Genomic DNA, 24,127 nt, shown 5'->3' with positions numbered 1-24,127 from the left:
GCATGCCGTCCCGGAACATGCCGTCCCGGAAGGAGGGTGACGGCCATGGGCCTGGTCCACCGCGTCACCGACATGTTCAAGGTCAAGGCGAACAAGGCCCTCGACCGCGCCGAGGATCCGCGCGAGACCCTCGACTACGCCTACCAGCGGCAGATCCAGCTGCTCCAGCAGGTCAAACGCGGGCTGGCGGACGTCGCGACCAGCCGCAAGCGGATCGAGATGCAGCGCACCCAGCTCGCCGGCTCCGCGACCCGGCTCCAGGGCCAGGCGGAGCAGGCGCTGGCCGTCGGTCGGGAGGACCTGGCCCGCGAGGCGCTGACGCGCCGGTCCGGCGTCCTCGCCGAGGACCAGGACATGCAGGACCAGCTGGTCAGCCTCCAGCAGGAGGAGGAGAAGCTCACCGCGGCCTCCCGGCAGCTGGAGACCAGGGTCGACGAGTTTCGGACCCGCAAGGAGACGATCAAGGCCTCCTACACCGCGGCCGAGGCCCAGACCAGCATCAGCGAGGCCGCCACCGGCATCTCCGACGGGATGAGCGACGTCGGCGCCGCGGTCCAGCGTGCCCAGGACAAGACCGAACAGATGCAGGCGCGGGCCGGTGCCCTGGACGAGCTGATGGCCTCGGGGGCGCTGGAGGACCCCTCCTCCCCCGTCGCCCACGACGAGCTGCGCGACCAGCTCGACGCGATCACCGCAGGCGGCGAGGTGGAGGCCGAACTGGCCGCGATGAAGGCCGAACTCACCGCGGGCAAGCGAGGCCCTGCCTCGCTGGAGCCCGCCCCGGACGCGCCGGACGCCCCCGCCGAGCCCGGCGAGCGGGATGAGCCGAAGCAGCCGGACCAGCCGGGGCGACCGGACGAGAGCCAGGATCAGCCCGGCTGAGTCTGCAGAAAGGCCTTGCTCGTTCGCAGCGAGGTCTCCAGAACGGTGAGCCGGTGCTGCGGAGCCATCAGGTTCGCGCCCATCGCGGCCAGGTCCTCGGGCCCGGGGACGAGGACGTGCACCCGCGTGCCCATAGACCGCACCTGCCGCGCCTCGCGCAGCAGACGGGAGGTGGAACCCCGGCGCAGTCGGCGTTCCAGCCGGGCGGGGACGCTGCGCGGGTGGTCGCTCTCGCGGGCGCAGGTCGGCGCCAGGACGTACACCTCGTCCAGCTCCTCCCCCGCCAGCAGGTCCAGGTTGGTGTCCGACCAGGCGCAACCGTCCACGTAGCGGCGTCCGCCGATGCGCACCGGCTCGAACCACGCCGGCAGCGCGCACGAGGCGGTCACCGCCGAGGCGAGGTCGGTGGACGGCGCCTCCGGGGTCCCGAACTGCACGCGCATCCCGGTGTCCAGGTCGACGGAGACCACCCGCAGCGCCGGGTTCCCCGGCCAGCGGTCGTCCATGTGCAGCTGGTGGTACAGCTCCCGTACGCCGCTCAGGCTGCCCCGGCCGGTGGGCGCGGCGGCGGCCAGCACCGTGGCGAACGGCATCCGGTGCGGATGTCCCACCAGGTCGCGCAGTAGCCGCAGCGACCCGACCCCCGGCCGGGGGATGCGGGGCAGCGCGCCGCCGACCCAGGTGTCGTAGTCGACCTGTATTCCCCGCATGGGCCCGGTGCCCGGCACGATGCCGCGCTGGTGGTCCCGCAGGTCGGCCGCGGTGACACCGATCGCGAGCATCGAGCTGACCAGCGACCCCGCCGACGTGCCCACGATGACGTCCGCGTTGCGCGGATCCCACCCGCCGGCCTCCTCCAGCGCGCACAACGCGCCGATCGTCCAGGCGGCGCCCAAGCTCCCGCCCGCCCCCATCACCAGCCCGCGCCGCGGCCCCGCCGACCCACGGCGCGCGCCGGCCGGCGCGTTGTCATCGTCACCCGGATCCGTTGCCCGCACTGCCATGTCCGACCGCCGCCTTCCTCGCGCGTCCGGGGCCGCCTCCGACTCCAGCGTCCATGATCCGCCTCGGCACGGCCAGTTGTGCAGAGTTGAACAGATCGCCCTGCCCGGCCCACCCGGTGACCGACCGTGGCCGATCGGAATCGGAGCGGGTCGAGGAGGGTCTTGAACAGCCAGAACTCATCGCCCCCAGGTCGGTCACGACGTGCGACTGCTCCTGGCCCGTTCGATAGGTTGCCCGCCATGACTGATCTTGGACCTGTCGCCTGGCCCCCTGCCCCGATCAAGACCGAGCGTCTCGTGCTCCGCGAGTCCGAGGCCCGGGACCGAGCGACGTTCGTCGAGCTGCTCGCCTCGCCGGAGGTGGGCACCTACCTCGGTGGCCCCCGGCCGCATGACGAGCTCGAACGCACGCTGCCCGAGGTGCCCGAGAGCCAACCCGGACTTTTCGTGATCGAGCTCGACGGAGCAATGATCGGTCAGGTCCTCCTGAGGCGAGCAACGGGGCATGCTCCTTCGGCCGCCGCCGGGAAGGCCGAACTCGGCTACCTGCTCCTGCCGCACGCCTGGGGTCGCGGATACGCCGCCGAGGCCTGCGCGGCGGCACTCGACTGGCTCGACGACGAGCTTCCCGGCGAGCCGGTGGTGCTCTTCACCCAGACCGCCAACGCCCGCTCGATGCGCCTGGCGGCGAAGCTGGGCTTCGCCGAGGTCCAGCGGTACGAGGCGTGGGGAGCCGAACAGTGGATGGGCATGCGGTCCCCGGTGACGGAGTCCGGTAACCGCGGTCTGCGGGGCCGGTGATCGTCCGGCGGGGTTCGGCCTGTCAGGCGCGGTCGTGGAGAGTGACCTGGTAGCCGTCGGGGTCGGCGAAGGTGAAGGTCCGACCGAAGGGGCCGTCGATCGGTGCCGAGACGATGGTGTGACCGTCGGCGACGAGAGCATCGTGAATGGCCTGGACGTCGGTGGCGTGGAGCCAGATCGCAGCACCGATGCCGGGCTGGGCAACGGATGCGAGATCGGTGCCGGGAACGACGTCGCGGAGCGCGAACGCGATCGGCTTCGTCTCGAAGACGACGGCGTGCGGAGGCCCGGCCTGCGAGCGGACGAGGCCGAGGTACTGCTCGTAGAACGCCTGCGAAGCGTCAAGGTCGCGCGCCTGGAGCGAGATGAAGTCGGGGCCGGTGACGGGCATGATGATGCTCCTTCGCTACGTGTCAGATTCCTGACACAGACCAATGTATGTCAGAATACTGACATGAGTCAAAACGGTGCCGGCGTCGACCTGGACAAATCACTGGGCTACCTGCTGAAAGAGGCTTCGAGCGCCCTGCGCGCAGCCATGGAGGAGGTGCTGCGGCCACTCGGAATGACCGTGACGCACTACTCCTGCCTCGAGTTGCTGGCGCAACGGCCGGGCTTGTCGAACTCCGAGCTCGCGCGGGGCGCGTTCGTGACACGGCAGTCGATGAACGTGCTGCTCCAGGCCCTGGAACGAGAGGGCCAGGTGACCAGGCCTGAGGAGGCGCCCGTCGGCAAGGTTCTTCCCACGCGGCTCACGCCTCGCGGCCGGCAGAAGCTCGAGAAGGCGACCGTTGCGGTCCGGTCCGTCGAGGTCAGAATGCTGGCCGGCATGACCGAGACCGAGCAGTCAGCCGCGTTCCGGAGCCTGCAGAGCATGATCCATTCCCTGCGCGACGGCAACGCCGGTGCATAGCTCGTTCCCGGCGCACCTCGCCGACTTGTTCACCCGTGTGGGCGGGGTCAGGCTGATCTCATGGAGCCCGGGAGCCGAGACAGCGGGCCCGCCGCGGAGAGGCGGCCCACCCTCGGCGTGACCGGGGTCGACCCGCTGCCGGGCATGTTCGCCGGTGCGCCGGTGGTCTTCGCCGCGCTCAGCGGACCGGACCACCTGATCGAGGGAGCCAACCAGGCGTTCTTCGACACGATCGGCAGCGAGCCGGGCGCGGACGTGCTCGGGCGGCGGGTCGCGGACGTCGTGCCCGAGCTGGTGGACCAGGGCCTGCTGTCCCTGCTCGACTCCGTCTACGTCCAAGGCGAGCCGATGGTCATGCACGGCGCCGCCGTACTGCTGGGGCCGGTCGGCAGGCGCCGCCTGCGGTACTTCGACTTCAGCTTCGAACCGCGTCGGGACCAGGACGGACGCGTCCGGGGCGTCGCGTTCCTCGCCGTGGACGTCACCCGGCAGCGCGCGGCCCACAAGCTGGCCGCCGAGCAGCAGGCGCTGCTGGAGCAGATCGCGCGGGACGCGCCGCTGGCGGAGGTGCTGGACGGCATGTGCCGGGCCATCGAGAAGCTCTCACCCGCCGTGCTCAGCTCGGTGCTGCTCCTCGACGAGACCGGAACCCGGCTGCTGCACGGCGCCGCACCGAGCATGCCGGACTTCTACAACGAGGCCATCGACGGCTGCCAGATCGGGCCACGTGAGGGTTCCTGCGGCACCGCCGCCTTCCGCCGCGAGATGGTCGTGGTCAACGACATCGCCACGGATCCGCTCTGGACCGACTACCGGGAGCTGGCCGGGCAGGCCGGACTCGCGGCCTGTTGGTCGTCCCCGATCATGTCCAGTGCGGGAGAGCTGCTCGGCACCTTCGCCATGTACCACCGCACCCCGCGGACGCTGCGCGAGGAGGATCTCGACCTGAGCATCGTCTTCACCCGCACCGCGGCGTTGGCCATCGAGCGCCACCGTACCGAGGTCGCGCGCCACCGGGCGCACGAGCGCGAGCACACGCTCAGTTCCGACCTGGAGTTCGTCCTCCGGACCAGCACCGCGGTCAGCGAGGAGGCCCGCTACCCACAGAACCTCCAGCGGCTGGCGCAGCTGGCCGTCCCGACCCTCGGGCCGGTGTGCGTGATCGACGTGCTGGAGTCCGGGCGGATCCGACGGGTCGCCGTCGCCCTCGCCCCGGGACTACCCGAAAGGGCCGAAGAGCTGCTGGTGGCCGAGGCGTCGGCGCACGCCGAGGACGGTCCTGTCGGACGCGTGCTGGCGACCGGACGCAGCGAGGTGAGCCGGGCCGCGCCCGGAGCCGGGTGGCGCGAGCTGGGCCTCGCCATCACCGGCCGGATCTGCGTGCCGCTGACCGCGCGCGGGCACACCTTCGGCGCGCTGACCGTGGTCGCGACCGCCGACCGGCCCCTGGGCCCCCGCACGATCGCCCTTGCCGAGGAACTGGCCCGCACCGCTGCGGCGGGTGCCGAAACCACCCGCCAGCACGCCCAGCGGGCTCGGCTGGCCCATGACCTCCAGGCCGGGCTGCTGCTCGCGGCGCTGCCCGACGTCCCCGGAGCGCGGCTGGCCGCCTCCTACCGGCCGGCGGGCGAGGGCCTGGACATCGGCGGCGACTTCTACGACCTCTTCCCGCTGCCCGGGGACCGGTGGGGGCTGGTCATCGGAGACGTCTGCGGGCGTGGAGCCCTGGCGGCGACCACGACCGCGCTGGTCCGCAACACCGCCCGCGCGGTCGCACCGCTGCTGCCGACCCCGGGCGCGGTGGCCGACGCGGTCAACGGCGCCCTGCTGGCCCGACCGGACAGCGACGAGAGCTTCGTGACCCTGATCTACGCCGAACTGCGCCGGGTGCCCGACGGAATCGCCGTGAGCATGGTCCGGGCCGGACACCCTCCTCCGGTGCTGCACCGGGCCGACGGAACCGTGTCCGCACCCAGCCCTCGCGGCGAGCTCCTGGGCGTCTCGCCGGAGCCCGAGCTGGCCATGGAGTCGTTCACCATGCGCAGCGGGGACCACCTCGTCCTGGTGACCGACGGCATCCTCGAGGCCCGCGACCCGGCCGGGACCCTCTTCGGCGAGGATCGGCTCATCACCGCCGTCCGCCCGACCGCCGGTGCCACTGACGCGCAGCAGATCCTCGACGCCCTCACGGACGCCGTCGACAGCTTCACCGGCGGCTTCACGGACGACGACCAGGCGGCGCTGGTCCTGGTCGCCGAATAGCCGCCCGACTAGCCGACCGACGGCGGGCGGGCCGTTCCAGGGCCGTCAGGGCGCACCCCGGCCGGGCCTACTCCGGCTGGAGGTTGTCGACGTGCGCGCCGGTGACCAGGTAGACGACGCGTTCGGCGACCGAGACGGCGTGGTCGGCGAACCGTTCGTAGAAGCGGCCGGCCAGTGCGACGTCGACGGCGTCCTCGACGCTGTGCTGCCAGCGGTCGTCCAGCAGGCGTCGGAACAGGGCGCGGTGCAGGTCGTCCATCGCGTCGTCGTCCGCGTCGAGTTCGAGCGCCACGATGATCTCGCGGGTGGCGATCACGTCGGCGGCCTTGGCCATCAGGCGCTGTGCGACGTGCCCCATCTCCAGCACGGTGGCATGCAGCTCGTTGGGCACGGCGTGGTCGGGGTAGCGGCGTCGGGCCAGCTTGGCCACGTTCAGGGCCAGGTCGCCGGAGCGCTCCAGTTCGGCGCTGATGCGCAGCGCGGTCACGACGGTGCGCAGCTCGGTGGCGACGGGCTGTTGGCGCGCGAGGACGTCGATCGCCCGTTCCTCCAGGTCACGCTGGAGTGCGTCGAGCCTGTCGTCGGCAGCGATCACGGTCTCGGCGAGCTGGAGGTCCGCGTCGAGGAGTGCGGTGGTGGCGCGGCCGATCGCGGAGGCGGCGAGCCGGGCCATCTGCTCCAGGCCGTCGGTGATCGTGGCGAGTTCCTCGTGGTACGCGTCGCGCATCGTGCTCCCTCTCTGCCGGACTTCCTTCCGCTACTTCAGCAGAAGGAGCGAGGCGAAGCAGGCCGTACTGAGCAGCCAGAGGAAAAGCAGCACCGGCCGCAGCCGTGGCCGGGGCACCGGCCAGGTGCCGGCGGCGGGCGCGGGTGCGCCGTACGCAGGTTGCTGCGGCATCACAGGGAAGGGCTGCGGCGAGCCCTGAGGTTGGCTCCACGGTGCTCCCCCGGCCTGCGGTCCTTCCGGCCCCGGCGCCGCGAGTCCGGAGGGGCCGTAGTCGGGGGCGGGGGCGGGGACGGGGACGGGCGCCGCCGGCGCGTCCCAGGAGGATCCCCAACGCAGGGACGCCGGCGTCCACGTGTAGCTGGCGCCGTCGTCCCCACGCGTTCCGCTCCAGGCCTGGCCGTCGAGATCCTGCCGCCAGCGGTGGTGCTGCGCGTCCGTGAGGTGGACGCTGAGATCGGACAGGCGTGGTGCCCCGTCGGTGTGCGGACCGGCGATGTCGATCTCCGACCCGCCCTGGACGTCGACAGGTTCGGCGAGCGCGACGCCGCGCCAGAAGCCCTGCACATCGAGGATCGGGAGACCACTGGGGTTCCGGACGACGACGCTCCAGCCCGTCACGGAGCCCGCGCCCGCACCCGCACCCGCACCCGCACGCGGCGGGGCGGACCGGAGCCTGATCACCAACTTGTTGAGCTGCCACAGCAGTTCCGCCTCGGCCCGCTCGCGCTCACGCGCGGCGTCCACCTGCTCCCGGAGTCGCCGGCTCTCGGCCTCCGTCGCCGCCGCCTCGAGGCGGCGGCGTTCGGCGTCGCGCTCGGCTTTCCGGCGCTCGGCCTCGGCGCGCTCGCGCCCGCGTGCGGCCTCGTGTGCCTCGGCGGCCCGCTGCCGGTGGTCCGACACGCTGATCCACAGCGCGGACACCGTGCTGAGGATGCCGACCAGTGCCGTTATCTCCGCGATCACGGACCCAGCCTGACGGATGATCACCGGCCGTGTCCACGCGGCCCGGTGGGCGGCGGTCCGGCCAGGACAGCCATGTCGGCCACGCCGGTCACGCTGGTCACGCCGGTCACGTCCGCCACCCCGGCTACGCCGGTCAGGGCAGGATCTCGACGTACCCCCCGCTTCCGTGCACGCGGATCCGCTGTCCGTCCCGGATCAGCCGGGTGGCCTGCTCCACGCCCACGACGGCCGGCAGGCCGTACTCCCGGGCGATCACCGCGCCATGGGTCATCAGCCCACCCACCTCCGTCACCAGGCCCGCGATGCCGACGAACAGCGGGGACCAGCTGGGGTCGGTGAACGGCGTGACGAGGATGTCGCCGGCTTCGAGGTCGGCCTGCGCCATGTCCAGGACGACCCGGGCCCTCCCCTCGACGGTCCCCGCGGAGACCGGCAGGCCGGGCAGAGCGCCGACCGGTACGTCCTCGCGCCGGTACGCCCCGGTCAGCGCCTCGCCGTCCGAGGTGAGGACGCGGGGCGGGGTGAGTGCGTGGTACGAGCGGAACGCGTCCTTGCGCTGCTGGAGGAGCCGGCCGTCGACCCGGCCGGTGCCCACGACGTCGCGGAACTCCTGGAACGTCAGGTAGAAGACATCCTCCCGCTCGGCGAGCAGACCCGCCTGCACGAGGCGCCCGGCCTCCGCCAACAGGGCCTGCTTGTAGACGAAGTACCGGCTGACGATGCCGTACTTGGGATACTCCCGGTACCCGATGAAGGTTCTGACCCGGTCGATCATCCGCTTGGTCTCGTCGGCCTTGCGGTCCCCGTCGGGCAGCAGCCGCAGGCGTGACAGCACGTCACGTTCCTTCTGCTGCGCCTTCTGCCGCCCCTCCTCGAAGCGCCGCTCGGCAGCGCCCGGCCCGAAGTTCCTGACGTTGTCGAGGATCACGGGCACGAGCGTGGTGGGGCGCTCGCGCCAACGCGGCCTGGTGATGTCGATCTCGCCGACGCAGCGCATGCCGTAGAGGTCGAGGTAGACCTCGATGGCCGCGCGCGCTTCGGCCCCGCCCGCGCACGTCTCCAACGTGTCCAGGAAGTGCTCGTCTTGGACGCCCGCATCCTGGACGCTCCGCAGGAACGCCCGCACCTCCGGCAGCGGGCGGATCACGTCCGCGACGTCGAGCAGCGCGAGCCCCATCTCCGAGGTGACGTTGCCGGTGGCGGAGAGCGTGAGCGTGTCAGCCGCGTTCTTCTCTCCCAGCCACTCCAGCAGCGAGTCGTTGAGCCACCAGGTGGCCTCCATGCCCGCCATGATCGCCTGCACGCTCAGCGGATCACTGAGTACCCGCTTGTGCTCCTCGAACGCCTCCTGCAGGAAGTCGAACAACGCCGGTCCACTCTTCGTCCTGATCTCACGCTCCAGGGCGGCGACGGACGCCCGGCTGCGCTCGATCAGCCCGGTGACGATGGACGGATCGGTCTCGATCGGCGCGGACGCACCGCCGGCCCGCGGCCCGCCGGGCTGCGCTGCACCGGCCCGCGGCCCGTCCGGAGGGGCGTCCGGGAGCGGCGGGACGAAATCGTCGCGGTCCAGGACGGTCTCCAGCGCGTCCCTGATCAGCGGATCGCTCCTGCCCATCACGTCCAGGAGGGCGGAACGGCTCGCAGCCGCGGCCAGCCGCGAGGTGACGTCGACGAACAGCCTCCCGCCGGCCTCGTGCATCGGCACCATGGCCGTCAGCTGCCACATCGACAGCCCCAGGGGCTTCATGGGATCGGTCATCATCTGCCCGTGACCGACGGAGACATAGACGTGGTTCCCCTGATCTCCGGCCTCGGGGACGGGGATCGGGAACAGCGTCGTAATCGGCCGACTCTGGACGATCCGGAAGCCGTCGTCGACCAAGCACCACTCGATGTCCTGCGGGCGGCCGAAGTGCGCCTCGATCCGGCGCCCGAGCCGCACCAGCTCCACCACCTGCGCATCCGTCAGCGCCGGTTGGCCCTGCCGCTGCGCGTCGATCGCCACTTCGTGGGTGCCACCGCCCGGCAGAGCCTGCACGGCGCGCTGCTTGGCGGCGATGGTCCTGCCGACGATCTCGCCGTCGCGCACCGTGAAGACGTCCGGGTTCACCAGGCCGGAGACCAGGGCCTCGCCGAGGCCGAAGCCGGCGTCCACGGTGGCGACCGTCCGATTGCCCGTGACCGGGTCGGCCGTGAACAGGATGCCCGACGCGTCGGGGACGACCATCTGCTGCACCACCACGGCCATGTGAACCGTGCGGTGGTCGATGCCGTTCCGCTGACGGTAGGTCACGGCCCGCTCGGTGAACAGCGAGGCCCAGCACCGGCTGACGTGTCGGAGGACCGCCGTCGGCCCCACGATGTTTAGGTAGGTGTCCTGCTGCCCGGCGAAGGACGCCGTCGGCAGATCCTCCGCCGTCGCGCTGGACCGGACGGCGTAGGCGGTGTCCTCTCCGTGCCGAGCGAGCGCGCGGATGATCTCCGCCGCGACATCGTCCGGGACGGGAACCCCCTCGACGGTCCGGCGAAGCTCCGCACCGAGCGCGCGGATCGCCTCCTGGTCCACCGGGCTCACCCGCGACAACTGGTCGAGCAGGACGTCGATCGACGGCGCCCCCGCCACGGTCCGGCGGAACGCGTCCGTCGTCACGCAGAAGCCGTCCGGCACGCGGACGCCGCCGAGCCGCGCCAGCCCTCCCAGGTGGGCGCCCTTGCCGCCGACGACCGCGACCTGTGTCTCGTCGACGTCCCGAAGATCCACCATGTACTGCTCAGTCACTGCGACACCTCCGAAGCCCGCCACATCCTGTTTGCCGATCAGTGCGTTTTTGCCGATCAGTGCGTTGCGCCGGACCAGTCGGTGATCGCACGGTCCAGACCCGTCAGGAACAACTCCACGCCCACGGCCGCGAGAAGCAGGCCGAGCAGCCGGGAGCACACTTCGAGGGTGGTCGTGTGCACCTTGCGCAGCAGCCCCGTCGTCGCCACCATGCAGACCGCGTCGATCAGTGCCACGGCCACGAAGGACGCGACCACGCTGCTGCGCCAGCCCCAGTCGTTCCGGTTCAAGGACTCCACCAGGACGGCGGTCACCGCCAAGGGGCTCACCACGTAGGGCAGCAGCAGTTCCCGGAAGCCAGAGACCACCGGATGCATCTCGTCCACCTCGTCCGGGCTGTCCGCGCCGACGTGCACGCCGAGCACGAGACCCACCGCGTAGAGGAAGAAGATGATCCCGCCGGCCAGTTCGAGCGACTCGGCGCTGATGTGGAAGAACTCCGTCACGTAGGGCGCCGTCCACGCGCAGAGCGCACCCAACAGGGCCGAGGCCGCCGAGGCGAGCAGTGCCACCCGTCGCGCCACCAGCGTGGTGCGCTCCCGTGCTACGTGGGCGAAGGACAGCATCACCTTGGGCGGCCCCACGACCGCGAAGAAGGTGACGAAGGTGCTGGTGACATTGAGCGGCCCGGTGAGCGAGGACATGCAGTCGATCATCCTCCTCCTCGACCGGCACCCCGTCTCAGGCCACTCGGATCGGACAAAAGCCGGTGTTTCGTGTCACAGCTCTGCGACAGTATCGACCGCCTCGGCCGCATCTCACCCGCAGTGGTCGAACAACCCCGCACCGTGCGAATGCCCAGACGAGACGGGTCCGGGGCGGTGGCTGCACCGGACCTTGTCCGTCCGAAACGCTCGATGTGCAACAAGCCCGTCATGGGCTCGGCACGGGGTAAGAACAGGCCCTCCACACGTCTTTCATCCGACTGCAGCACACTGTCGCCATGAACGAATGGGCCGATCAGTGGAACAGCAGCGCCGACAACGGCGGGGGCGGTCAGGAGCCGCCGCTGCCCCCTGGGCTGTCGCCTCGGGGCGGTGCAGGCAGCCGGTCCCGGCTACGCACGCCCACCCGCCAGGTGCCTGGCACCCCGGGTGCGTCCGCCGCGTCGGCCCGGCCCGGCGCCCCGTCCGGACCGGGCGGGACCTTCAGCTCCGGCACCACTGGCGGGCGTCCGCCGCGCGGCTGGCGCCGCTGGTCCTGGCGTCGCCGGACCGCCTACATCGCGGGAGGCCTGGTCGTCGCCCTGCTGGCCACCGCGGGCGGCACCTACGCCTGGGCGGACAGCCAGCTCAACCACACCGTCGACCTGGGCGCGCTGCCTGCCCAGCCGCCGGTCGGCCAGGGGACGAACTACCTGATCGCCGGCTCGGACAACCGGCAGAACCTCACCACGCAGCAGCAACAACAGCTGCACACCGGCAGCGACAACGAGGGCCAGTACGGCAACAGCGACTCGATGCTGATCCTGCACGTCGGCGCGAACGGCGACACGTTGGTCAGCCTTCCGCGCGACAGCTACGTCACCATCCCCGCGTTCACCGGTTCGTCCGGCAAGCAGTACCCGGCGACCCAGCACAAGCTCAACACCGCGTTCTCCTGGGGCGGCGGACAGTTGCTGGCGCAGACCGTCGAGTACAACACCGGCATCCACATCGACCACTACGCCGAGATCGGCTTCGGCGGCTTCGTCAATCTGGTGAACGCGCTGGGCGGGGTCAACATGTGCCTGGACAAGCCGATGGTGGACCAGGCCTCGGGCGCGAACTTCAAGGCCGGCTGCCAGACCTTCAACGGCGCGCAGTCCCTGGCCTTCGTCCGCGAGCGCCACCAGGAGGCGTCGCAGGACCTGGGCCGGATGGCGAACCAGCAGAAGTTCCTCGCCGCCGTCGCCCACCAGGCCGCCACTCCGTCGACGCTGCTCAACCCGTTCAAGCTCTACCCGGCCCTCAGCGCGGGCATGGCCACGTTGAGCGTCGACAAGAGCATGACCCCGTACGACCTGGCGCAGATGTTCTTCGCGATGAAGGACGTCCAGGGCGGCAACGGCCACTCGCTGACGGTCCCGGTCGGGAACGCCAACTACTACACCCCGACCGACGGCGACGCGCTGCTCTGGGACAAGACGCAGGCGAAGACCCTCTTCAGCGAGCTCCAGAACGACCAGCCGGTGACGATCGCGTCCAACGACGCGACGACGGCCGCCTCCGGAAGCTGACGCCGACCGCGAGGCCTTGGTCCAAAAGCGACGACGCCCGCACCGGCTGCAGCCGGTGCGGGCGTCGTCGCTGAGTCGGAGACCCGACAGGGATCAGGCGGAGGCGGGCGCGGTCTTGGCCGGGCGGGCGCCGTACCGGCCGCGCAGCCACTTCTCCGCGGGCTTCTCCACGAAGCGGTAGCACATCCAGGAGAGGACCAGCGCGATCGCGAGCCATACGGCGTCGTAGCCGAGGTTCGTCCAGGCCGGGCGCCCCTGTGGCGGAGGGAAGTAGCGGCTCAGGCCGAAGATCACCGTCGCGTGGATCAGGTAGAAGCAGTACGACCACTCCCCCAGCCGCAGCAGCGGCTTGGTGCGCAGCAGCGACCGCTTCCCGCTCAGGTCACGCAGCGCGGCGGCCAGGATCAGCAACGCGAGGGCCGGGCTGAGGAGTTGGCTGGTCCACGAAACGCCGAGCCAGAGCTCGTAGTGGGCCCACCACATCACGAACACGTCGAGGCCCAGCACCGCCAGAGCGACGCCGACCGGGATGCGGGGGCGCCACCCGCGGATCAGGACCGCGGCCACGACCACGCCGAGGATGAACTCCAGCGCCCGGTAGGCCGGGAGCCACTGCAGCAGCAGGGCGTGGAACGTGTCGTAGTGGTGCGGCAGGTAGTAGTCGAAACTGACCTTCCGGAACACGATGTCGAGGGCGACCAGAGAAACTGCCAACACCCCCAGGACAGCCGGCCGGGCCCGCAGTATCGGCCGGATCACCAGCGGGAACAGCAGGTAGAAGAAGGCCTCCGCGGACAGCGACCAGGCAACCGGGTTTCCGACCAGCGTCGTGTTGGGGTGCCAGGCCAGCAGCAGGGTCAGTCCCAGGACCACCGCCTTCGCGGCCTGGTGCCAGGTCTGCTGCAGTCCGAAGAACGCGAGCACCGTGGTGACCAGCAAGGGCGGCCAGATGCGCGCGAAACGCCGCCAGTAGAAGACCCTCGCCGGGGTGTCCGGCGAGAACGACCACGCCAGCACGAACCCCGACAGGATGAAGAAGAAGGCCACTCCCGCGTCCCCGTAGCTGGCAGGAATCTGCAGCTTGGGAACCCGCCCCATCTGATTGGTGTGGAACGCGAACACAGCCAACGCGGCGAACCACCGCAAACCGGTCAGCGAGTCCAACCGTGGTCGCCGCCCCGACCCCACCGACCCGGTCGATGGTCGGGTGGACGGCGCTGCCGACGACGTGGCGGACAGGGAGGCGGTCTGTGCGGTGGGCATAAGGCCGTAGGTCTCCGGGAGCCGGGAGGAAAAGGGGAGAGGGGAACACCGGGCAGCGCAATGGCAGCTGGATGCTGCACCGCCGCAAATCGGCCGCGCCTACGGCAAAGCCCCCCTTGGACCCTACACAGACAATCAACAGGCTCCGAAGGTCAAAATCGCAGCTGCGGGCGGCGCCTGATGCCGTGGTGTCCGTTCTCTCCGCGTTGAGGCTGATTCGTCAGCGGACCCACAGGGGCCAGGTTTTCCCTCGACGCGAGAACCCGTTCAAAATCAGGACAGGAAATTCACAGGAAATTCAATTCGCCCGCAGCACCGCGTAGGCGCGGACCGGGAAGGTGCCCATGCCCTCGACGGCGGGTGGGGCCGCGTGGAAGCGGAAGCCGTCCGCGGGCAACTGCTGCAGGCCGGAGAGATGCTCCACGACGGGGATGCCCGCGGCCAGCAGGGTGGTGTGCGCGGGGCGGGTCGGATCCTCGGTGTCGTCGATGTTCACCGAGTCGATGCCGACCAGTGCGGGCCGCTGCTCGGCGAGCCACGCGGCGCCCTGTGCGGTGAGGAAGGGGTGGCCGCCCGATCCGTAGCGGTCGGTGCCCCAGTGCCAGTCCCAGCCGGTGTGGATCAGCACCGCCCGGCCGGTGACCTGGAGCGGCAGCAGCACGTTCCGGTCGACGGCGCGGTCCTGCGCGCCGAGGGCCCGGACCACCAGCCCGTCCAGGTCGACCAGCCCGCCCAGCGGCAACCCCGCCAGGTCCGGCCCGTCACCGAAGCGGTGGAAGGGACTGTCGAGGTAGGTGCCGGTGTTCGCGACCATCGAGATCCGGCCGATGTGGAACTCGGTGCCGGGCGCGTAGTGGTCGCGGGACGCCTCGCGGGAGAGGTGGTCGCTGATCTCGGGCGTGGGCAGGCCCGGATAGGTGACCATGCCGTGCCGGATCGGGTGGCTGAGGTCCACGGTCCGGTTGCCCGTCGGCTGCGAGGCCGCCCCGCCGGTACCGCGGCCGCCCTTGTGCGGCTCGCGCAGCGAGCGCCTGCCGCTGATGCGCACCGTGTCGACCATCAGCAGTCCGAGGTGACGCACGAACAGCTGGGCGATGTCGTCGTCGCCGAGGTCCGGGACGGGCACGTCCAGGCGGAACCCCTGGGTCTGCAAGCCGCCGCCGTTGGCGAAGACCACATCCGCGTCGAACTGCACGCGCCACTGCTGCCCGTCGGCATCGTCGTGGCCCTGGTCCGTGTTCACCGTCTCCATACTCACGATGATCAGTGAAGCTGAGCTGGAGAGCAATCGAGGATTTCTGAAGTGTCGCTACAGTCGTGCTTATGGAACTGGACCCGAGGCGCCTCCGGGTGCTCCACGCAGTGGCCGTGCGCGGCGGCGTGGTGGACGCGGCACGACTGCTGCACCTGACTCCCTCGGCGGTTTCCCAGCAACTCGCCCAACTGGAGCGGGAAGTCGGCCAGCCGCTGGTGGACCGGTCCCGGCGCAGGGTTGGACTCACACCGGCCGGACAGCTCCTTGCCGCCCGCGCCGAGCGCATCGAGCAGGAACTGGCCGAGGCGCGCCGGGAACTCGCCACGGCGAGCGGGCGGATGACCGGTCCGGTCGCCATCGCCGGGTTCTCCTCGGCGATCTGCCACCTGCTGATCCCGGCACTGCGTCAACTCTCCGTCGGTCAGCCGGACCTGGAGCCTCGCGTGGTCGAGCTGGAGGGCGCGGTGGCCCTGCGCGAGTTGCGGACCGGCGGGCTCGACCTGGTGGTCGCCGAGTACGACGTGGTCGGCCCCGACGCCACCACGAATCCGGCCGGTCTCTCCGCGGTCCCGGTCGCCGACGACGAGTACCGCGTCGTCATCCCCGCCGGGTGGTCGCCGCCGCCCGACTCCGTCGGGGACCTGGCGGACCGTCCGTGGGTGGCCGGTCCCCCCGAGACCGCCTGCGGGCGGGCGCTGGAGCGGATCGCCGCCGAGTACGGCTTCGCTCCGATCCGCGCGCACACCGCCCTGGAGTTCCCGACCGTCCTCGCGCTGGTGGCGGCCGGGCTCGGTGCCGCGATCGTCCCCGCACTGGCCCTGGGCAGCACGCGCACCGACCTCGTCACGCTCCCCGCCCTGCCTGTCGCCGGCCATCGCCGCATCGCCGCGCTCCGGCGCTTCTCGGGCCGCGGCCCGGACCCGCTGACGGACGCCGTGGTCGCGGCTCTGCGCGAGGCCGCGACGGCGGCGGGGCTGCAACGGCCCGCCACCGGCACGCCCTGACGTGCCCTACCTGCCCTGACATGCCCGGCCGGGGCGAGAATCACTCCGAAGGCTGCGCGGCCTGCCGGACAGCCACCTGTGCAGCGGGAGCGGGTTCCGCTTCGGCCAGTTGCTCGGCGGCCCACGTCGCCCACTCGCTCTGCATGCGACTGAAGCGCAGCCCCCACTCCAGGGCCAGTCGCCCGTGGACAGCCAGCGAGCCCTGCTCTGTCACGAGTGACCGCTCCACTCCCCGGAGTCGCTCGTGCATGTCGGCGGACGCCGCCGCGCGCTCGCGCAGGAACTCCTGGGCCCGTTCACTGGGGACCAGGCCCAGGAAGAAGACCCGCAGCAGCAGGTCGTTGCGCCGGTTGACGGTCGGCGGTTCCTCCAGGAGCCAGTGCTCGAACTCCTTCCGACCGGCCTCAGTGACGGCATAGGCCTTGCGGCCCCGGCCGCCCTCCGCCACCACCTCCACCAGCTCCGCGTCCGTGAGCTTGCCCAACTCCGTGTAGAGCTGGCTCTGCGTGGCGGGCCACACGTGTTCCAGGGATTCGTTGAAGATGCCCAGGAGGTCGTAGCCACTCGCCTCCCCGCGAAGTGCGAGCAGGCCCAGCGCAGCGTGTCTCAAGCTCATGCGTGCATCCTACGCCGACCTTCCTGCATTGACAGGTCCCTAGTGACATTCTATCTTCGACATGTCAGCACAGACATGTCAACGGAGGAGAACCAGTCATGTCCGGATCGGTGCGCGGTTTCATCCCTTGGATCGCTTTCGCGGTGCTCAGCGGCACGGCCGGTTGGGAGACGGCGGCGATCACCGCGGTCGCCCTCAGCGTCGTCCTGCTGCTGCGCAACCGCCGCGCCGGGGTGGGCCTGGACGCGAACGTCATCGAGCTTAGTGCCGCGGTGTTCTTCGTGGCCGTCGCGATCCTCGCCCACGTGCAGCCCCACTCGCCGCTGCGCGACGGTGTCGGCGCGCTGTCCTCCGCCTGGCTGGCCCTGACCGCCTGGGCCTCCCTGGCGATCTCCCGCCCGTTCACCCTGGGCATCGCCCGCCGCTCGGTGCCTGAGCAGCTCTGGAACACCCCGCAGTTCCGGCGGGCCAACAACGTGATCACCTCGGTGTGGGCGGCCGGCTTCACCGTCACGGCGCTGGTCTGCGGCGCCATCGACCTGACCGACCCGCACGCGAGCCTGGCCACCACGCTGATCCAGGTCGCCGGGTTCGTGGTCCCGGCCGTCTTCACCCTCCGCTACCAGGAGTCCCGCCGCCGGCTCGCCGCCCAGTCCGCACAGACGGCGCGCGCCGCGCAGGCCGGGCAGGCCGCCGTGTTCACCAAGGAGAGCTGACCATGACCCCTCCCAGCGATCAGCCCAGCGATCAGCCCGTCCAGCAGCCCGTCTATCTCACCGGTCACCTCGCGCCCGTCACCGAAGAGACCGAGAGCCGCGCCCTGTCCGTCGAGGGCACACTGCCGCCCGAGTTGAACGGCCGTTACTTCCGCAACGGCCCCAACCCCCGCCCCGGACAGGATCCAGGCCACTGGTTCACCGGCGACGGCATGCTGCACGGCATCCGGCTCCAGGGCGGTCGCGCGTTGTGGCAGCGCAATCGGTGGGTGCGCACGGCCGCGTTCGCCGGGTCCCGCTTCCTCGGTCCGGAAGGGCCGGACCTGCGGGCGGTCACCGCCAACACCAACGTCATCCGGCATGCCGGACTCATCCTCGCGCTGGTCGAGAACGGCTTCCCGTACCAGGTCACCGACCGGCTCGAAACTCTCGGCCCCTACGACTTCGGCGGCCGTCTCACCACGGCCATGACCGCCCACCCCAAGGAGGACCCGGTCACCGGGGACCTGCACTTCTTCGGATACGGCGCCCTCCCTCCCCATCTCACCTACCACCGCGCCACCGTGGACGGCACGTTGGTGGAGAGCCGGGAGATCCCGGTCGGTGGGCCGACGATGATGCACGACTTCGCGATCACCGAGAACCACGTGGTCTGGCTCGACCTTCCGGTCGTCTTCGACCACTCCCGGCTGGGCCGGGGCGGCATGCCGTACCGGTGGGACGACGACTACGCGGCCCGGATCGGCGTCATGGCACAGCACGGCTCAGCTCCGGTGCGGTGGTTCGAGGTTGAGCCCGGCTACGTCTACCACGTCGGCAACGCCCGCGAGGACGCGGCCGGCCGGATCGTGCTGGACGCGGTGCGCTACGGGCGGGACGGCTTCGTCCGCTCCTGGGACCGCATCAGCGGGGCAGCCCCGGCACCGTCCGGCACCGCCGACCACCCCCGACTCCACCAGTGGACCCTCGACCCGGATACCGGCCGGGTGAACGAACAGCCCCTGGACGACCGGGCGGTGGAGTTCCCCACCGTCAACGAGACTCTCGTCGGCCGCCCCAGCCGGTACCGCTACGCCGTCGCCGACACCTCGATCGTCAAGTACGACCTGACCCTTGGCGCAAGCCGCAGCTACGACGCGGGCAGCAGCCAGGCCCCGGGGGAGGCCGTCTTCGTCCCCGCGGCCGACGCCCGCGCGGAGGACGACGGCTGGCTGCTGACGATCGTCTCCGACCGCGAGGGCCGTGGCTCCGCCTTCGCGGTCCTGGACGCGAGCGACATGACCCGTGTCGCGTCCGTGCCTCTGCCGAACCGCGTCCCGGCCGGCTTCCACGGCAACTGGCTGCCGGACGCCGGCTCCTGACGGTCTGCCGGAGGACTGCTCTCACGTTCCGCCGAGAGTGAGCACCTCGTCGGCCGCACGGGCGATCAGGGCGGCCAGGTCGACCTCGGGATCGCCGGCCCAGGCTCGGCTGGCGCGCTCGAAGGCCGCCATCCCGACCTGCGCCGCGAGTCGCGCCGTCGGTCGGGTGACCCCGCGGGCGGAGAGGGCCGCTTCGAGGACGTCGGTGAGGCCGGCGGTCTTGGCGTAGGCGCGTTCCTGCAGGGCCGGTGTCACGGCGATGACCTCCGCTCGCTGCTCCGCCACCGAGCGGTTGGCGACGATGAGCGGGACCGCCGCGCTGAACGCCCTGACCATGACCTGCAGCGGGGCCAGGCCGTCCGGCGCTGCGGCGACGGCGTCGACGAGGATCGCGCGCAGCTCCGCTTCGCCGTCGAAGAGCACCTCGCGCTTGTCGGCGAAGTGCCGAAAGTAGGTGCGCTCGCTCACCTCGGCTCGCGCGGCGATCTGCGCGGTGGTGGTCTCGTCGTAACCGCGTTCGCGGTAAAGGTCCAGGGCCGCCGCACGCAGCCGGGCGCGCGCCTTCGATCCGTCTCTCGGCATGCCCGCATTGTACGTAGCGACAGTGACTGTCACGCTGATAGCGTCAGTGACTGTCGCTACGTGGTGTCGTGAGGAGACCCGATGAGCCCCGTTCCCGCTACCGCAATCCGCTTTCACGAGTACGGCGAACCGGCCGACGTCCTGCGCGAGGAGCGCGTCGAGATCGCCGACCCGGCCGCCCGCCGTGTCCGCGTGCGGGTGTCCGCGGCCGGGTTGAACCCGGCCGACTGGGCGGTCTGCCGTGGATTCAGGCCGGGCGGCCTGCCGCGCGGCATCGGCTACGACGTCGCCGGGGTGGTCGACGCGGTGGGTGAGCAGGTGGACGACGTCGCGGCCGGAGACCTGGTCTTCGGGACGGCGGACTTCCTCGGGCAGCCCAGCGCGGGCGTCGCCGACGTCGCGATTCTCGACAGCTGGTACCGCGTGCCCGACGGGCTGGATCCCGTCGAGGCCGCCGTCCTGCCGATGGTCGTCCAGACCGCCGCCTGGACCCTCGATGCGATGGGCGTCGAGCCGGGCAACACGCTGCTGGTCCACGGCGCGGGCGCGATGGTAGGATTCGCCGCCGTTCAGATCGCGCTGAGCCGCGGCGTCCGGGTCGTCGCCACCGCCGGCCCCACCTACACCGCAGAGCTCACCGCGTTGGGCGCCCAGGCCACTCCCTACGGGGCCGGGATGGCCGATCGGGTACGTGAGCTCGCCGGTGGCCCGGTCGACCTGGTGCTGGACGCCGCGCCGCCGCACGCGGGGGTCGTCCCCGAACTCGTCGCCGCCACCGGCGATCCGAGCCGGGTCATGACCATCAGCAACCACGACGAGGCGCGGCGACTCGGCGCACGCGTCAACCTCGACCACCTCACCGCTCCGGCACCGGCGAGCACCTTCCTCCCCCGGTACGCCGCGCTCGCAGCCGACGGCGCGTTCCGTGTCCCGATCGCGCGCACCTACCCGCTCGCCGACTGGCAGGCCGCCGTCGAGCTCAGCAGGTCCGGCCGCCCCGGGGGCAAGGTCGTCCTGATCCCCTGAGAGAACGCGTCGGGCGCCGGTGTGGGGCCCGACAGACTGGGGGCGGGACGCCGGGCGATGCGACTCTCAGGAGCCGGATCACGTCCCCCGGAGCAGACTGGAGGGGCTGTTCCATCGAGCCCTGCGACAGTCCGGGTGGTGCACCATGGCAGACGCCGCCGACGCGGCACGGACCGTGATCCTGACCGTGGACGACGATCCCGCGGTCTCCCGCGCCGTGGCGCGGGACCTGCGCCGCCGCTACGGGGACCGGTACCGGGTGGTCCGCGCCGAGTCCGGCGACTCGGCGTTGGAGGCGCTGCGCGAGCTGAAGCTCCGCGGCACGCCGGTCGCGGTGATCCTGGCCGACTACCGGATGCCCCAGATGAACGGCATCGAGTTCCTCGAGGAGGCGCTCGACCTGTACCCGGGCGCCCGTCGGGTACTGCTGACGGCCTACGCCGACACCAGCGCCGCGATCGACGCCATCAACGTCGTCGACCTCGACCACTACCTGCTCAAGCCGTGGGAGCCGCCCGAGGAGAAGCTGTACCCGGTGGTGGACGACCTGCTGGCGACGTGGCGGGAGACGGACGGTCGGGTCGTGGACATCACGAAGGTCGTCGGCCACCGGTGGTCGGCGCGCTCCTCGCAGATCCGGGAGTTCCTGGCGCGCAACCAGGTGCCCTACCGGTGGTACTCCGTCGAGGAGCCGGAGGGGGCCAGGCTGCTCGCCGCCGCAGGGCAGGACGCGCTTCGGCTGCCGCTGGTGGTCACCCCGGACGGCACCGCCCTGGTCGAGCCGACTGAGCGGGACCTGGCCGCCCACGTCGGCCTGTCGATCACCCCCGCCGCCGACTTCTACGACCTGGTCGTCGTCGGCGGCGGCCCGGCCGGGCTCGGCGCCGCGGTCTACGGAGCCTCGGAGGGCCTGCGCACCGTTCTGGTGGAACGCGAGGCGACCGGCGGTCAGGCGGGCCAGAGCTCCCGCATCGAGAACTACCTGGGCTTCCCCGACGGCGTCTCCGGAGCGCAGCTCACCGAGCGGGCACGTCGCCAGGCGACGAAGTTCGGCGCGGAACTGCTCACGGCGTGCAAGGTCACCGGACTGGAGGTGAACGGCGCCGCCCGCACGCTGCGCTTCGCCGACGGCTCCGCCGTGTCGGCCCACGGCGTGATCCTCGCGACGGGCGTGTCGTACCGGAAACTCGACGTACCGGGCGTCGCGGAGCTGACCGGGCGCGGGGTCTACTACGGCTCGGCGCTGACCGAGGCGACCGCCTGCCAGGGCCAGGACGTCTACATCGTCGGCGGGGCGAACTCGGCCGGACAGGCCGCGATGTTCCTCGCCCGCAACGCCCGGAGCGTCACCCTGCTGGTACGGGCGCCCCAGTTGTCGGCGTCCATGTCGTACTACCTGCTCCAGCGGGTCGAGGACGCCCCGACCATCGCGGTGCGCACGGACACCGTCGTGGAGGCGGCCCACGGCAAGGACCACCTGGAGGGGCTGACCCTGCGCAACCGGGCGACCGGGCAGACCGAGACGGTCGACGCGCAGTGGATGTACGTCTTCATCGGGGCCGAGCCGCTGACCGACTGGCTGGACGGCACCGTCCTGCGAGACCCCCACGGCTTCGTCCTGACCGGCCCCGACCTGACCCCTGACGCGCGCCCGCCGGCCGGGTGGGCGCTGGACCGGCCGCCCTACCACCTGGAGACGAACGTGCCGGGGGTCTTCGCGGCCGGGGACGTACGGGCCGAGTCCGCCAAGCGGGTCGCGTCCGCCGTCGGTGAGGGTGCGATGGCGGTCATGCTCGTCCACCGCTACCTGGAGCAGTCGTGACCGGCGGCTGGGCGCTCTGCGACGAGGAGGAGCTGCGGAAGCTATTCCTGTTCGAGAAGCTGACGCCGGACCAGCTCACCCAGCTGTGCCGGGACGGCCACGTGGAGTGGTTCGAGGCCGGGCCGGTGTGCCGGGAGGGGGATCCGGCGGCGCACTTCTACGTGCTCTTCGAAGGGACCGTGGTCCTCTCCCGTCTGGTCGGCGGCCAGGAGGTGGACGTCACCCGCACGTCGGCACCCGGGGTCTACGCCGGAGCGTTCCAGGCGTACCTCGGTGACCAGGTGCCGCAGGTCTACAACAACTCGCTCCGGGTGACCGAGCGTTCGCGTTTCTTCGTGCTGCCCGCAGAGGCCTTCGCGCGAATCGTGCGCGACTGGTTCCCGATGGCCGTCCACCTGCTGGAGGGCCTGTTCTTCGGGTTCAAGAACACCCAGGAGGCGATCGGACAGCGGGAACGGCTGCTCGCCCTCGGCTCGGTGACGGCCGGTCTCACGCATGAGCTCAACAACCCCGCGGCCGCCGCCGTGCGAGCCACCTCCGCCCTGCGGGAGCGCATCGCCCAGGTCCGCCGCGAGTTCGGCGAACTCGCGGCCGATCCGCGCCGGGCCAAGGAGTTGGCCCGTCTGAACGACCTTCAGGACATGACCCTCGCCCGGATCGGGCAGGCCCCGCCGCTCAGCCCGCTCCAGACCGCGGACCTGGAGGACGAGGTCGGCGACTGGTTGGAGGAGCGCGAGATCGGCAACGCCTGGGAGCTGGCGCCGGTCCTCGTCCAGGGCGGCCTCGGCACCGACTGGCTGGACGGGATCGCCGCCGCCGTGCCCGAGGACCTGCTCGGCCGGGCCCTGGGCTGGCTGGGCTGCACGGTCGAAGCAGAACTCCTGCTGACCGAGATCGAGGACGCCACCCACCGCATCTCCGCTCTCGTGGGTGCGGCGAAGGAGTACTCGCAGCTGGACCGCGCCCCGTACCAGCGAGCCGACGTGCACGAGCTGTTGGACAGCACGCTGCTGCTGCTCGCCGGGAAGCTCGGTCCGGACATCACCGTGGTGCGCGACTACGACGCGAGCCTGCCCAGCATCCCCGGGTACCCGGCCGAGCTGAACCAGGTCTGGACGAACCTGATCGACAACGCCGCCTGGGCCATGCACAGCACCGGCAACGGCGGCACCCTCACCGTGCGGACCGCACGGGACGGGGAGAAGGTACTGGTCGAGATCCGGGACACCGGCCCCGGCGTGCCGGCCGAGGTGCAGAGCCGCGTCTTCGACCCCTTCTTCACCACCAAGCCCGTCGGTGAGGGCACCGGCCTGGGCCTGGACATCTCCTGGCGCATCATCGTCAACCGCCACGGCGGCGACCTGCGTCTCCAGTCCGAGCCGGGCGACACGCGCTTCCAGATCCGCCTCCCGATCGATCCCGCACCGTCCGACACACCGTCCGACACCGAGTAGGAGCAGGAGCCCCGCCATGAGCGCCGAGAACGCGATCGACCCCACCGTCCCGCCGAGCGGCACCGGCTGCGTCGAGTGCGACGCGGCCGGCGGCTGGTGGCTGCACCTGCGGCGTTGCGCCGCCTGCGGCCACATCGGTTGCTGCGACGACTCCCCCGCCAAGCACGCCACCGCGCACGCCAAGGCCAGCGGGCATCCGGTGATCCGCAGCTTCGAACCGAGCGAGGAGTGGTTCTGGAACTACGACACCTCGGAGTTCTACGAGTCCGGCCCGCAGCTGGCTCCCCCGACCCACCACCCCCTGAACCAGTCCGTCCCCGGCCCGGCCGACCGTCTGCCGAGCGACTGGCAGCAGCGCCTCGCCGCCGGGTGACCGCGCGCAGGCTCGACGTCGAAGCGGAGGCGACGCGCCCGCC

22 protein-coding genes are annotated in these 24,127 nt (G+C 71.4%); 12 read left to right on the top strand and 10 right to left on the bottom strand.

Features of this window, described 5'->3' with window-relative positions; genetic code table 11:
- Nucleotides 1-45: 45 nt before the first annotated feature.
- On the top strand, nucleotides 46-882 hold the full coding sequence (locus ABH940_RS30935) for a PspA/IM30 family protein (protein ID WP_370106788.1): 837 nt from the start codon (nucleotides 46-48) through the stop codon (nucleotides 880-882).
- On the opposite strand, the gene ABH940_RS30930 is transcribed toward ABH940_RS30935, so the two are convergent.
- A complete protein-coding gene (locus tag ABH940_RS30930; RefSeq protein WP_370106787.1) occupies nucleotides 870-1,886 on the bottom strand; it encodes a patatin-like phospholipase family protein in 1,017 nt (338 codons plus the stop codon). The genes ABH940_RS30935 and ABH940_RS30930 overlap by 13 nt on opposite strands.
- Before the next feature lie 240 nt (nucleotides 1,887-2,126).
- Here ABH940_RS30930 and ABH940_RS30925 point away from each other — a divergent pair, with 240 nt between their 5' ends.
- On the top strand, nucleotides 2,127-2,687 hold the full coding sequence (locus ABH940_RS30925) for a GNAT family N-acetyltransferase (protein WP_370106786.1): 561 nt from the start codon (nucleotides 2,127-2,129) through the stop codon (nucleotides 2,685-2,687).
- A gap of 22 nt (nucleotides 2,688-2,709) precedes the next feature.
- Here the strand turns inward: ABH940_RS30925 and ABH940_RS30920 are convergent, their stop codons facing one another.
- The gene (locus ABH940_RS30920) at nucleotides 2,710-3,078 is read right to left on the bottom strand and encodes a VOC family protein (RefSeq protein ID WP_171397831.1); all 369 of its coding nucleotides are present in this window, start codon (nucleotides 3,076-3,078) and stop codon (nucleotides 2,710-2,712) included.
- Between the two features lie 63 nt (nucleotides 3,079-3,141).
- Between ABH940_RS30920 and ABH940_RS30915 the strand changes: the two genes are divergently transcribed.
- Nucleotides 3,142-3,600, top strand: a complete 459-nt coding sequence (locus ABH940_RS30915) for a MarR family winged helix-turn-helix transcriptional regulator (protein ID WP_370106785.1) — start codon at nucleotides 3,142-3,144, stop codon at nucleotides 3,598-3,600.
- Nucleotides 3,601-3,660: 60 nt separating this feature from the next.
- Nucleotides 3,661-5,862 (top strand): SpoIIE family protein phosphatase, encoded by a 2,202-nt coding sequence (locus ABH940_RS30910; RefSeq protein WP_370062396.1) that lies wholly within the window; start codon nucleotides 3,661-3,663, stop codon nucleotides 5,860-5,862.
- Between the two features lie 67 nt (nucleotides 5,863-5,929).
- Here the strand turns inward: ABH940_RS30910 and phoU are convergent, their stop codons facing one another.
- The 4 genes from phoU to ABH940_RS30890 all read right to left on the bottom strand — a co-directional run bounded on the left by phoU (nucleotide 5,930) and on the right by ABH940_RS30890 (nucleotide 11,038).
- Complete coding sequence (gene phoU / locus ABH940_RS30905; RefSeq protein ID WP_370062392.1) at nucleotides 5,930-6,589, bottom strand: phosphate signaling complex protein PhoU; 660 nt, start codon at nucleotides 6,587-6,589, stop codon at nucleotides 5,930-5,932.
- Between the two features lie 30 nt (nucleotides 6,590-6,619).
- Complete coding sequence (locus ABH940_RS30900; RefSeq protein ID WP_370106784.1) at nucleotides 6,620-7,552, bottom strand: hypothetical protein; 933 nt, start codon at nucleotides 7,550-7,552, stop codon at nucleotides 6,620-6,622.
- 133 nt (nucleotides 7,553-7,685) lie between these two features.
- Nucleotides 7,686-10,334, bottom strand: coding sequence for a rifamycin-inactivating phosphotransferase (gene rph, locus ABH940_RS30895; protein ID WP_370106783.1), 2,649 nt, complete (start codon nucleotides 10,332-10,334; stop codon nucleotides 7,686-7,688).
- Nucleotides 10,335-10,390: 56 nt separating this feature from the next.
- A complete protein-coding gene (locus ABH940_RS30890) occupies nucleotides 10,391-11,038 on the bottom strand; it encodes a MarC family protein (protein WP_370106782.1) in 648 nt (215 codons plus the stop codon).
- Between the two features lie 299 nt (nucleotides 11,039-11,337).
- Between ABH940_RS30890 and ABH940_RS30885 the strand changes: the two genes are divergently transcribed.
- On the top strand, nucleotides 11,338-12,612 hold the full coding sequence (locus ABH940_RS30885) for an LCP family protein (RefSeq protein WP_370106781.1): 1,275 nt from the start codon (nucleotides 11,338-11,340) through the stop codon (nucleotides 12,610-12,612).
- 93 nt (nucleotides 12,613-12,705) lie between these two features.
- Here the strand turns inward: ABH940_RS30885 and ABH940_RS30880 are convergent, their stop codons facing one another.
- Both ABH940_RS30880 and ABH940_RS30875 read right to left on the bottom strand, forming a co-directional pair.
- Complete coding sequence (locus ABH940_RS30880) at nucleotides 12,706-13,875, bottom strand: acyltransferase family protein (protein WP_370062382.1); 1,170 nt, start codon at nucleotides 13,873-13,875, stop codon at nucleotides 12,706-12,708.
- A 298-nt stretch (nucleotides 13,876-14,173) separates the two neighbouring features.
- Nucleotides 14,174-15,127 (bottom strand): cyclase family protein, encoded by a 954-nt coding sequence (locus tag ABH940_RS30875; RefSeq protein ID WP_370106794.1) that lies wholly within the window; start codon nucleotides 15,125-15,127, stop codon nucleotides 14,174-14,176.
- A 71-nt stretch (nucleotides 15,128-15,198) separates the two neighbouring features.
- Here ABH940_RS30875 and ABH940_RS30870 point away from each other — a divergent pair, with 71 nt between their 5' ends.
- The gene (locus tag ABH940_RS30870; RefSeq protein ID WP_370106780.1) at nucleotides 15,199-16,134 is read left to right on the top strand and encodes a LysR family transcriptional regulator; all 936 of its coding nucleotides are present in this window, start codon (nucleotides 15,199-15,201) and stop codon (nucleotides 16,132-16,134) included.
- A 40-nt stretch (nucleotides 16,135-16,174) separates the two neighbouring features.
- Here the strand turns inward: ABH940_RS30870 and ABH940_RS30865 are convergent, their stop codons facing one another.
- A complete protein-coding gene (locus ABH940_RS30865; RefSeq protein ID WP_370062378.1) occupies nucleotides 16,175-16,750 on the bottom strand; it encodes a PadR family transcriptional regulator in 576 nt (191 codons plus the stop codon).
- Nucleotides 16,751-16,848: 98 nt separating this feature from the next.
- Here ABH940_RS30865 and ABH940_RS30860 point away from each other — a divergent pair, with 98 nt between their 5' ends.
- Both ABH940_RS30860 and ABH940_RS30855 read left to right on the top strand, forming a co-directional pair.
- Complete coding sequence (locus ABH940_RS30860; RefSeq protein ID WP_370106779.1) at nucleotides 16,849-17,466, top strand: hypothetical protein; 618 nt, start codon at nucleotides 16,849-16,851, stop codon at nucleotides 17,464-17,466.
- Between the two features lie 2 nt (nucleotides 17,467-17,468).
- On the top strand, nucleotides 17,469-18,827 hold the full coding sequence (locus tag ABH940_RS30855) for a carotenoid oxygenase family protein (protein WP_370106778.1): 1,359 nt from the start codon (nucleotides 17,469-17,471) through the stop codon (nucleotides 18,825-18,827).
- 21 nt (nucleotides 18,828-18,848) lie between these two features.
- Here the strand turns inward: ABH940_RS30855 and ABH940_RS30850 are convergent, their stop codons facing one another.
- A complete protein-coding gene (locus ABH940_RS30850; protein ID WP_370062372.1) occupies nucleotides 18,849-19,409 on the bottom strand; it encodes a TetR/AcrR family transcriptional regulator in 561 nt (186 codons plus the stop codon).
- Between the two features lie 81 nt (nucleotides 19,410-19,490).
- Here ABH940_RS30850 and ABH940_RS30845 point away from each other — a divergent pair, with 81 nt between their 5' ends.
- The 4 genes from ABH940_RS30845 to ABH940_RS30830 all read left to right on the top strand — a co-directional run bounded on the left by ABH940_RS30845 (nucleotide 19,491) and on the right by ABH940_RS30830 (nucleotide 24,084).
- Nucleotides 19,491-20,435, top strand: coding sequence for an NADP-dependent oxidoreductase (locus tag ABH940_RS30845; protein ID WP_370106777.1), 945 nt, complete (start codon nucleotides 19,491-19,493; stop codon nucleotides 20,433-20,435).
- 145 nt (nucleotides 20,436-20,580) lie between these two features.
- Nucleotides 20,581-22,257, top strand: coding sequence for an FAD-dependent oxidoreductase (locus ABH940_RS30840; protein ID WP_370062368.1), 1,677 nt, complete (start codon nucleotides 20,581-20,583; stop codon nucleotides 22,255-22,257).
- On the top strand, nucleotides 22,254-23,711 hold the full coding sequence (locus ABH940_RS30835; protein WP_370062366.1) for an ATP-binding protein: 1,458 nt from the start codon (nucleotides 22,254-22,256) through the stop codon (nucleotides 23,709-23,711). Before ABH940_RS30840 ends, ABH940_RS30835 begins: the two co-directional genes overlap by 4 nt.
- Before the next feature lie 16 nt (nucleotides 23,712-23,727).
- The gene (locus ABH940_RS30830) at nucleotides 23,728-24,084 is read left to right on the top strand and encodes a UBP-type zinc finger domain-containing protein (RefSeq protein ID WP_370062363.1); all 357 of its coding nucleotides are present in this window, start codon (nucleotides 23,728-23,730) and stop codon (nucleotides 24,082-24,084) included.
- The last annotated feature ends 43 nt before the right edge of the window (nucleotides 24,085-24,127 follow it).

It is taken from the genome of Streptacidiphilus sp. BW17 (genome assembly GCF_041262485.1).
GTDB lineage: Bacteria > Actinomycetota > Actinomycetes > Streptomycetales > Streptomycetaceae > Streptacidiphilus.
This window is presented reverse-complemented; position numbering and strand designations above follow the sequence as displayed.

Excerpts from the sequence above, each read along its gene's own strand:
- ABH940_RS30935 (WP_370106788.1), top strand. The coding sequence starts at position 46 with ATGGGCCTGGTCCACCGCGTCACCGACATGTTCAAGGTCAAGGCGAAC.
- ABH940_RS30930 (WP_370106787.1), bottom strand. The coding sequence starts at position 1,886 with ATGGCAGTGCGGGCAACGGATCCGGGTGACGATGACAACGCGCCGGCC.
- ABH940_RS30925 (WP_370106786.1), top strand. The coding sequence starts at position 2,127 with ATGACTGATCTTGGACCTGTCGCCTGGCCCCCTGCCCCGATCAAGACC.
- ABH940_RS30920 (WP_171397831.1), bottom strand. The coding sequence starts at position 3,078 with ATGCCCGTCACCGGCCCCGACTTCATCTCGCTCCAGGCGCGCGACCTT.
- ABH940_RS30915 (WP_370106785.1), top strand. The coding sequence starts at position 3,142 with ATGAGTCAAAACGGTGCCGGCGTCGACCTGGACAAATCACTGGGCTAC.
- ABH940_RS30910 (WP_370062396.1), top strand. The coding sequence starts at position 3,661 with ATGGAGCCCGGGAGCCGAGACAGCGGGCCCGCCGCGGAGAGGCGGCCC.
- phoU (WP_370062392.1), bottom strand. The coding sequence starts at position 6,589 with ATGCGCGACGCGTACCACGAGGAACTCGCCACGATCACCGACGGCCTG.
- ABH940_RS30890 (WP_370106782.1), bottom strand. The coding sequence starts at position 11,038 with ATGTCCTCGCTCACCGGGCCGCTCAATGTCACCAGCACCTTCGTCACC.
- ABH940_RS30885 (WP_370106781.1), top strand. The coding sequence starts at position 11,338 with ATGAACGAATGGGCCGATCAGTGGAACAGCAGCGCCGACAACGGCGGG.
- ABH940_RS30880 (WP_370062382.1), bottom strand. The coding sequence starts at position 13,875 with ATGCCCACCGCACAGACCGCCTCCCTGTCCGCCACGTCGTCGGCAGCG.
- ABH940_RS30875 (WP_370106794.1), bottom strand. The coding sequence starts at position 15,127 with ATGGAGACGGTGAACACGGACCAGGGCCACGACGATGCCGACGGGCAG.
- ABH940_RS30870 (WP_370106780.1), top strand. The coding sequence starts at position 15,199 with ATGGAACTGGACCCGAGGCGCCTCCGGGTGCTCCACGCAGTGGCCGTG.
- ABH940_RS30865 (WP_370062378.1), bottom strand. The coding sequence starts at position 16,750 with ATGAGCTTGAGACACGCTGCGCTGGGCCTGCTCGCACTTCGCGGGGAG.
- ABH940_RS30860 (WP_370106779.1), top strand. The coding sequence starts at position 16,849 with ATGTCCGGATCGGTGCGCGGTTTCATCCCTTGGATCGCTTTCGCGGTG.
- ABH940_RS30855 (WP_370106778.1), top strand. The coding sequence starts at position 17,469 with ATGACCCCTCCCAGCGATCAGCCCAGCGATCAGCCCGTCCAGCAGCCC.
- ABH940_RS30850 (WP_370062372.1), bottom strand. The coding sequence starts at position 19,409 with ATGCCGAGAGACGGATCGAAGGCGCGCGCCCGGCTGCGTGCGGCGGCC.
- ABH940_RS30845 (WP_370106777.1), top strand. The coding sequence starts at position 19,491 with ATGAGCCCCGTTCCCGCTACCGCAATCCGCTTTCACGAGTACGGCGAA.
- ABH940_RS30840 (WP_370062368.1), top strand. The coding sequence starts at position 20,581 with ATGGCAGACGCCGCCGACGCGGCACGGACCGTGATCCTGACCGTGGAC.
- ABH940_RS30830 (WP_370062363.1), top strand. The coding sequence starts at position 23,728 with ATGAGCGCCGAGAACGCGATCGACCCCACCGTCCCGCCGAGCGGCACC.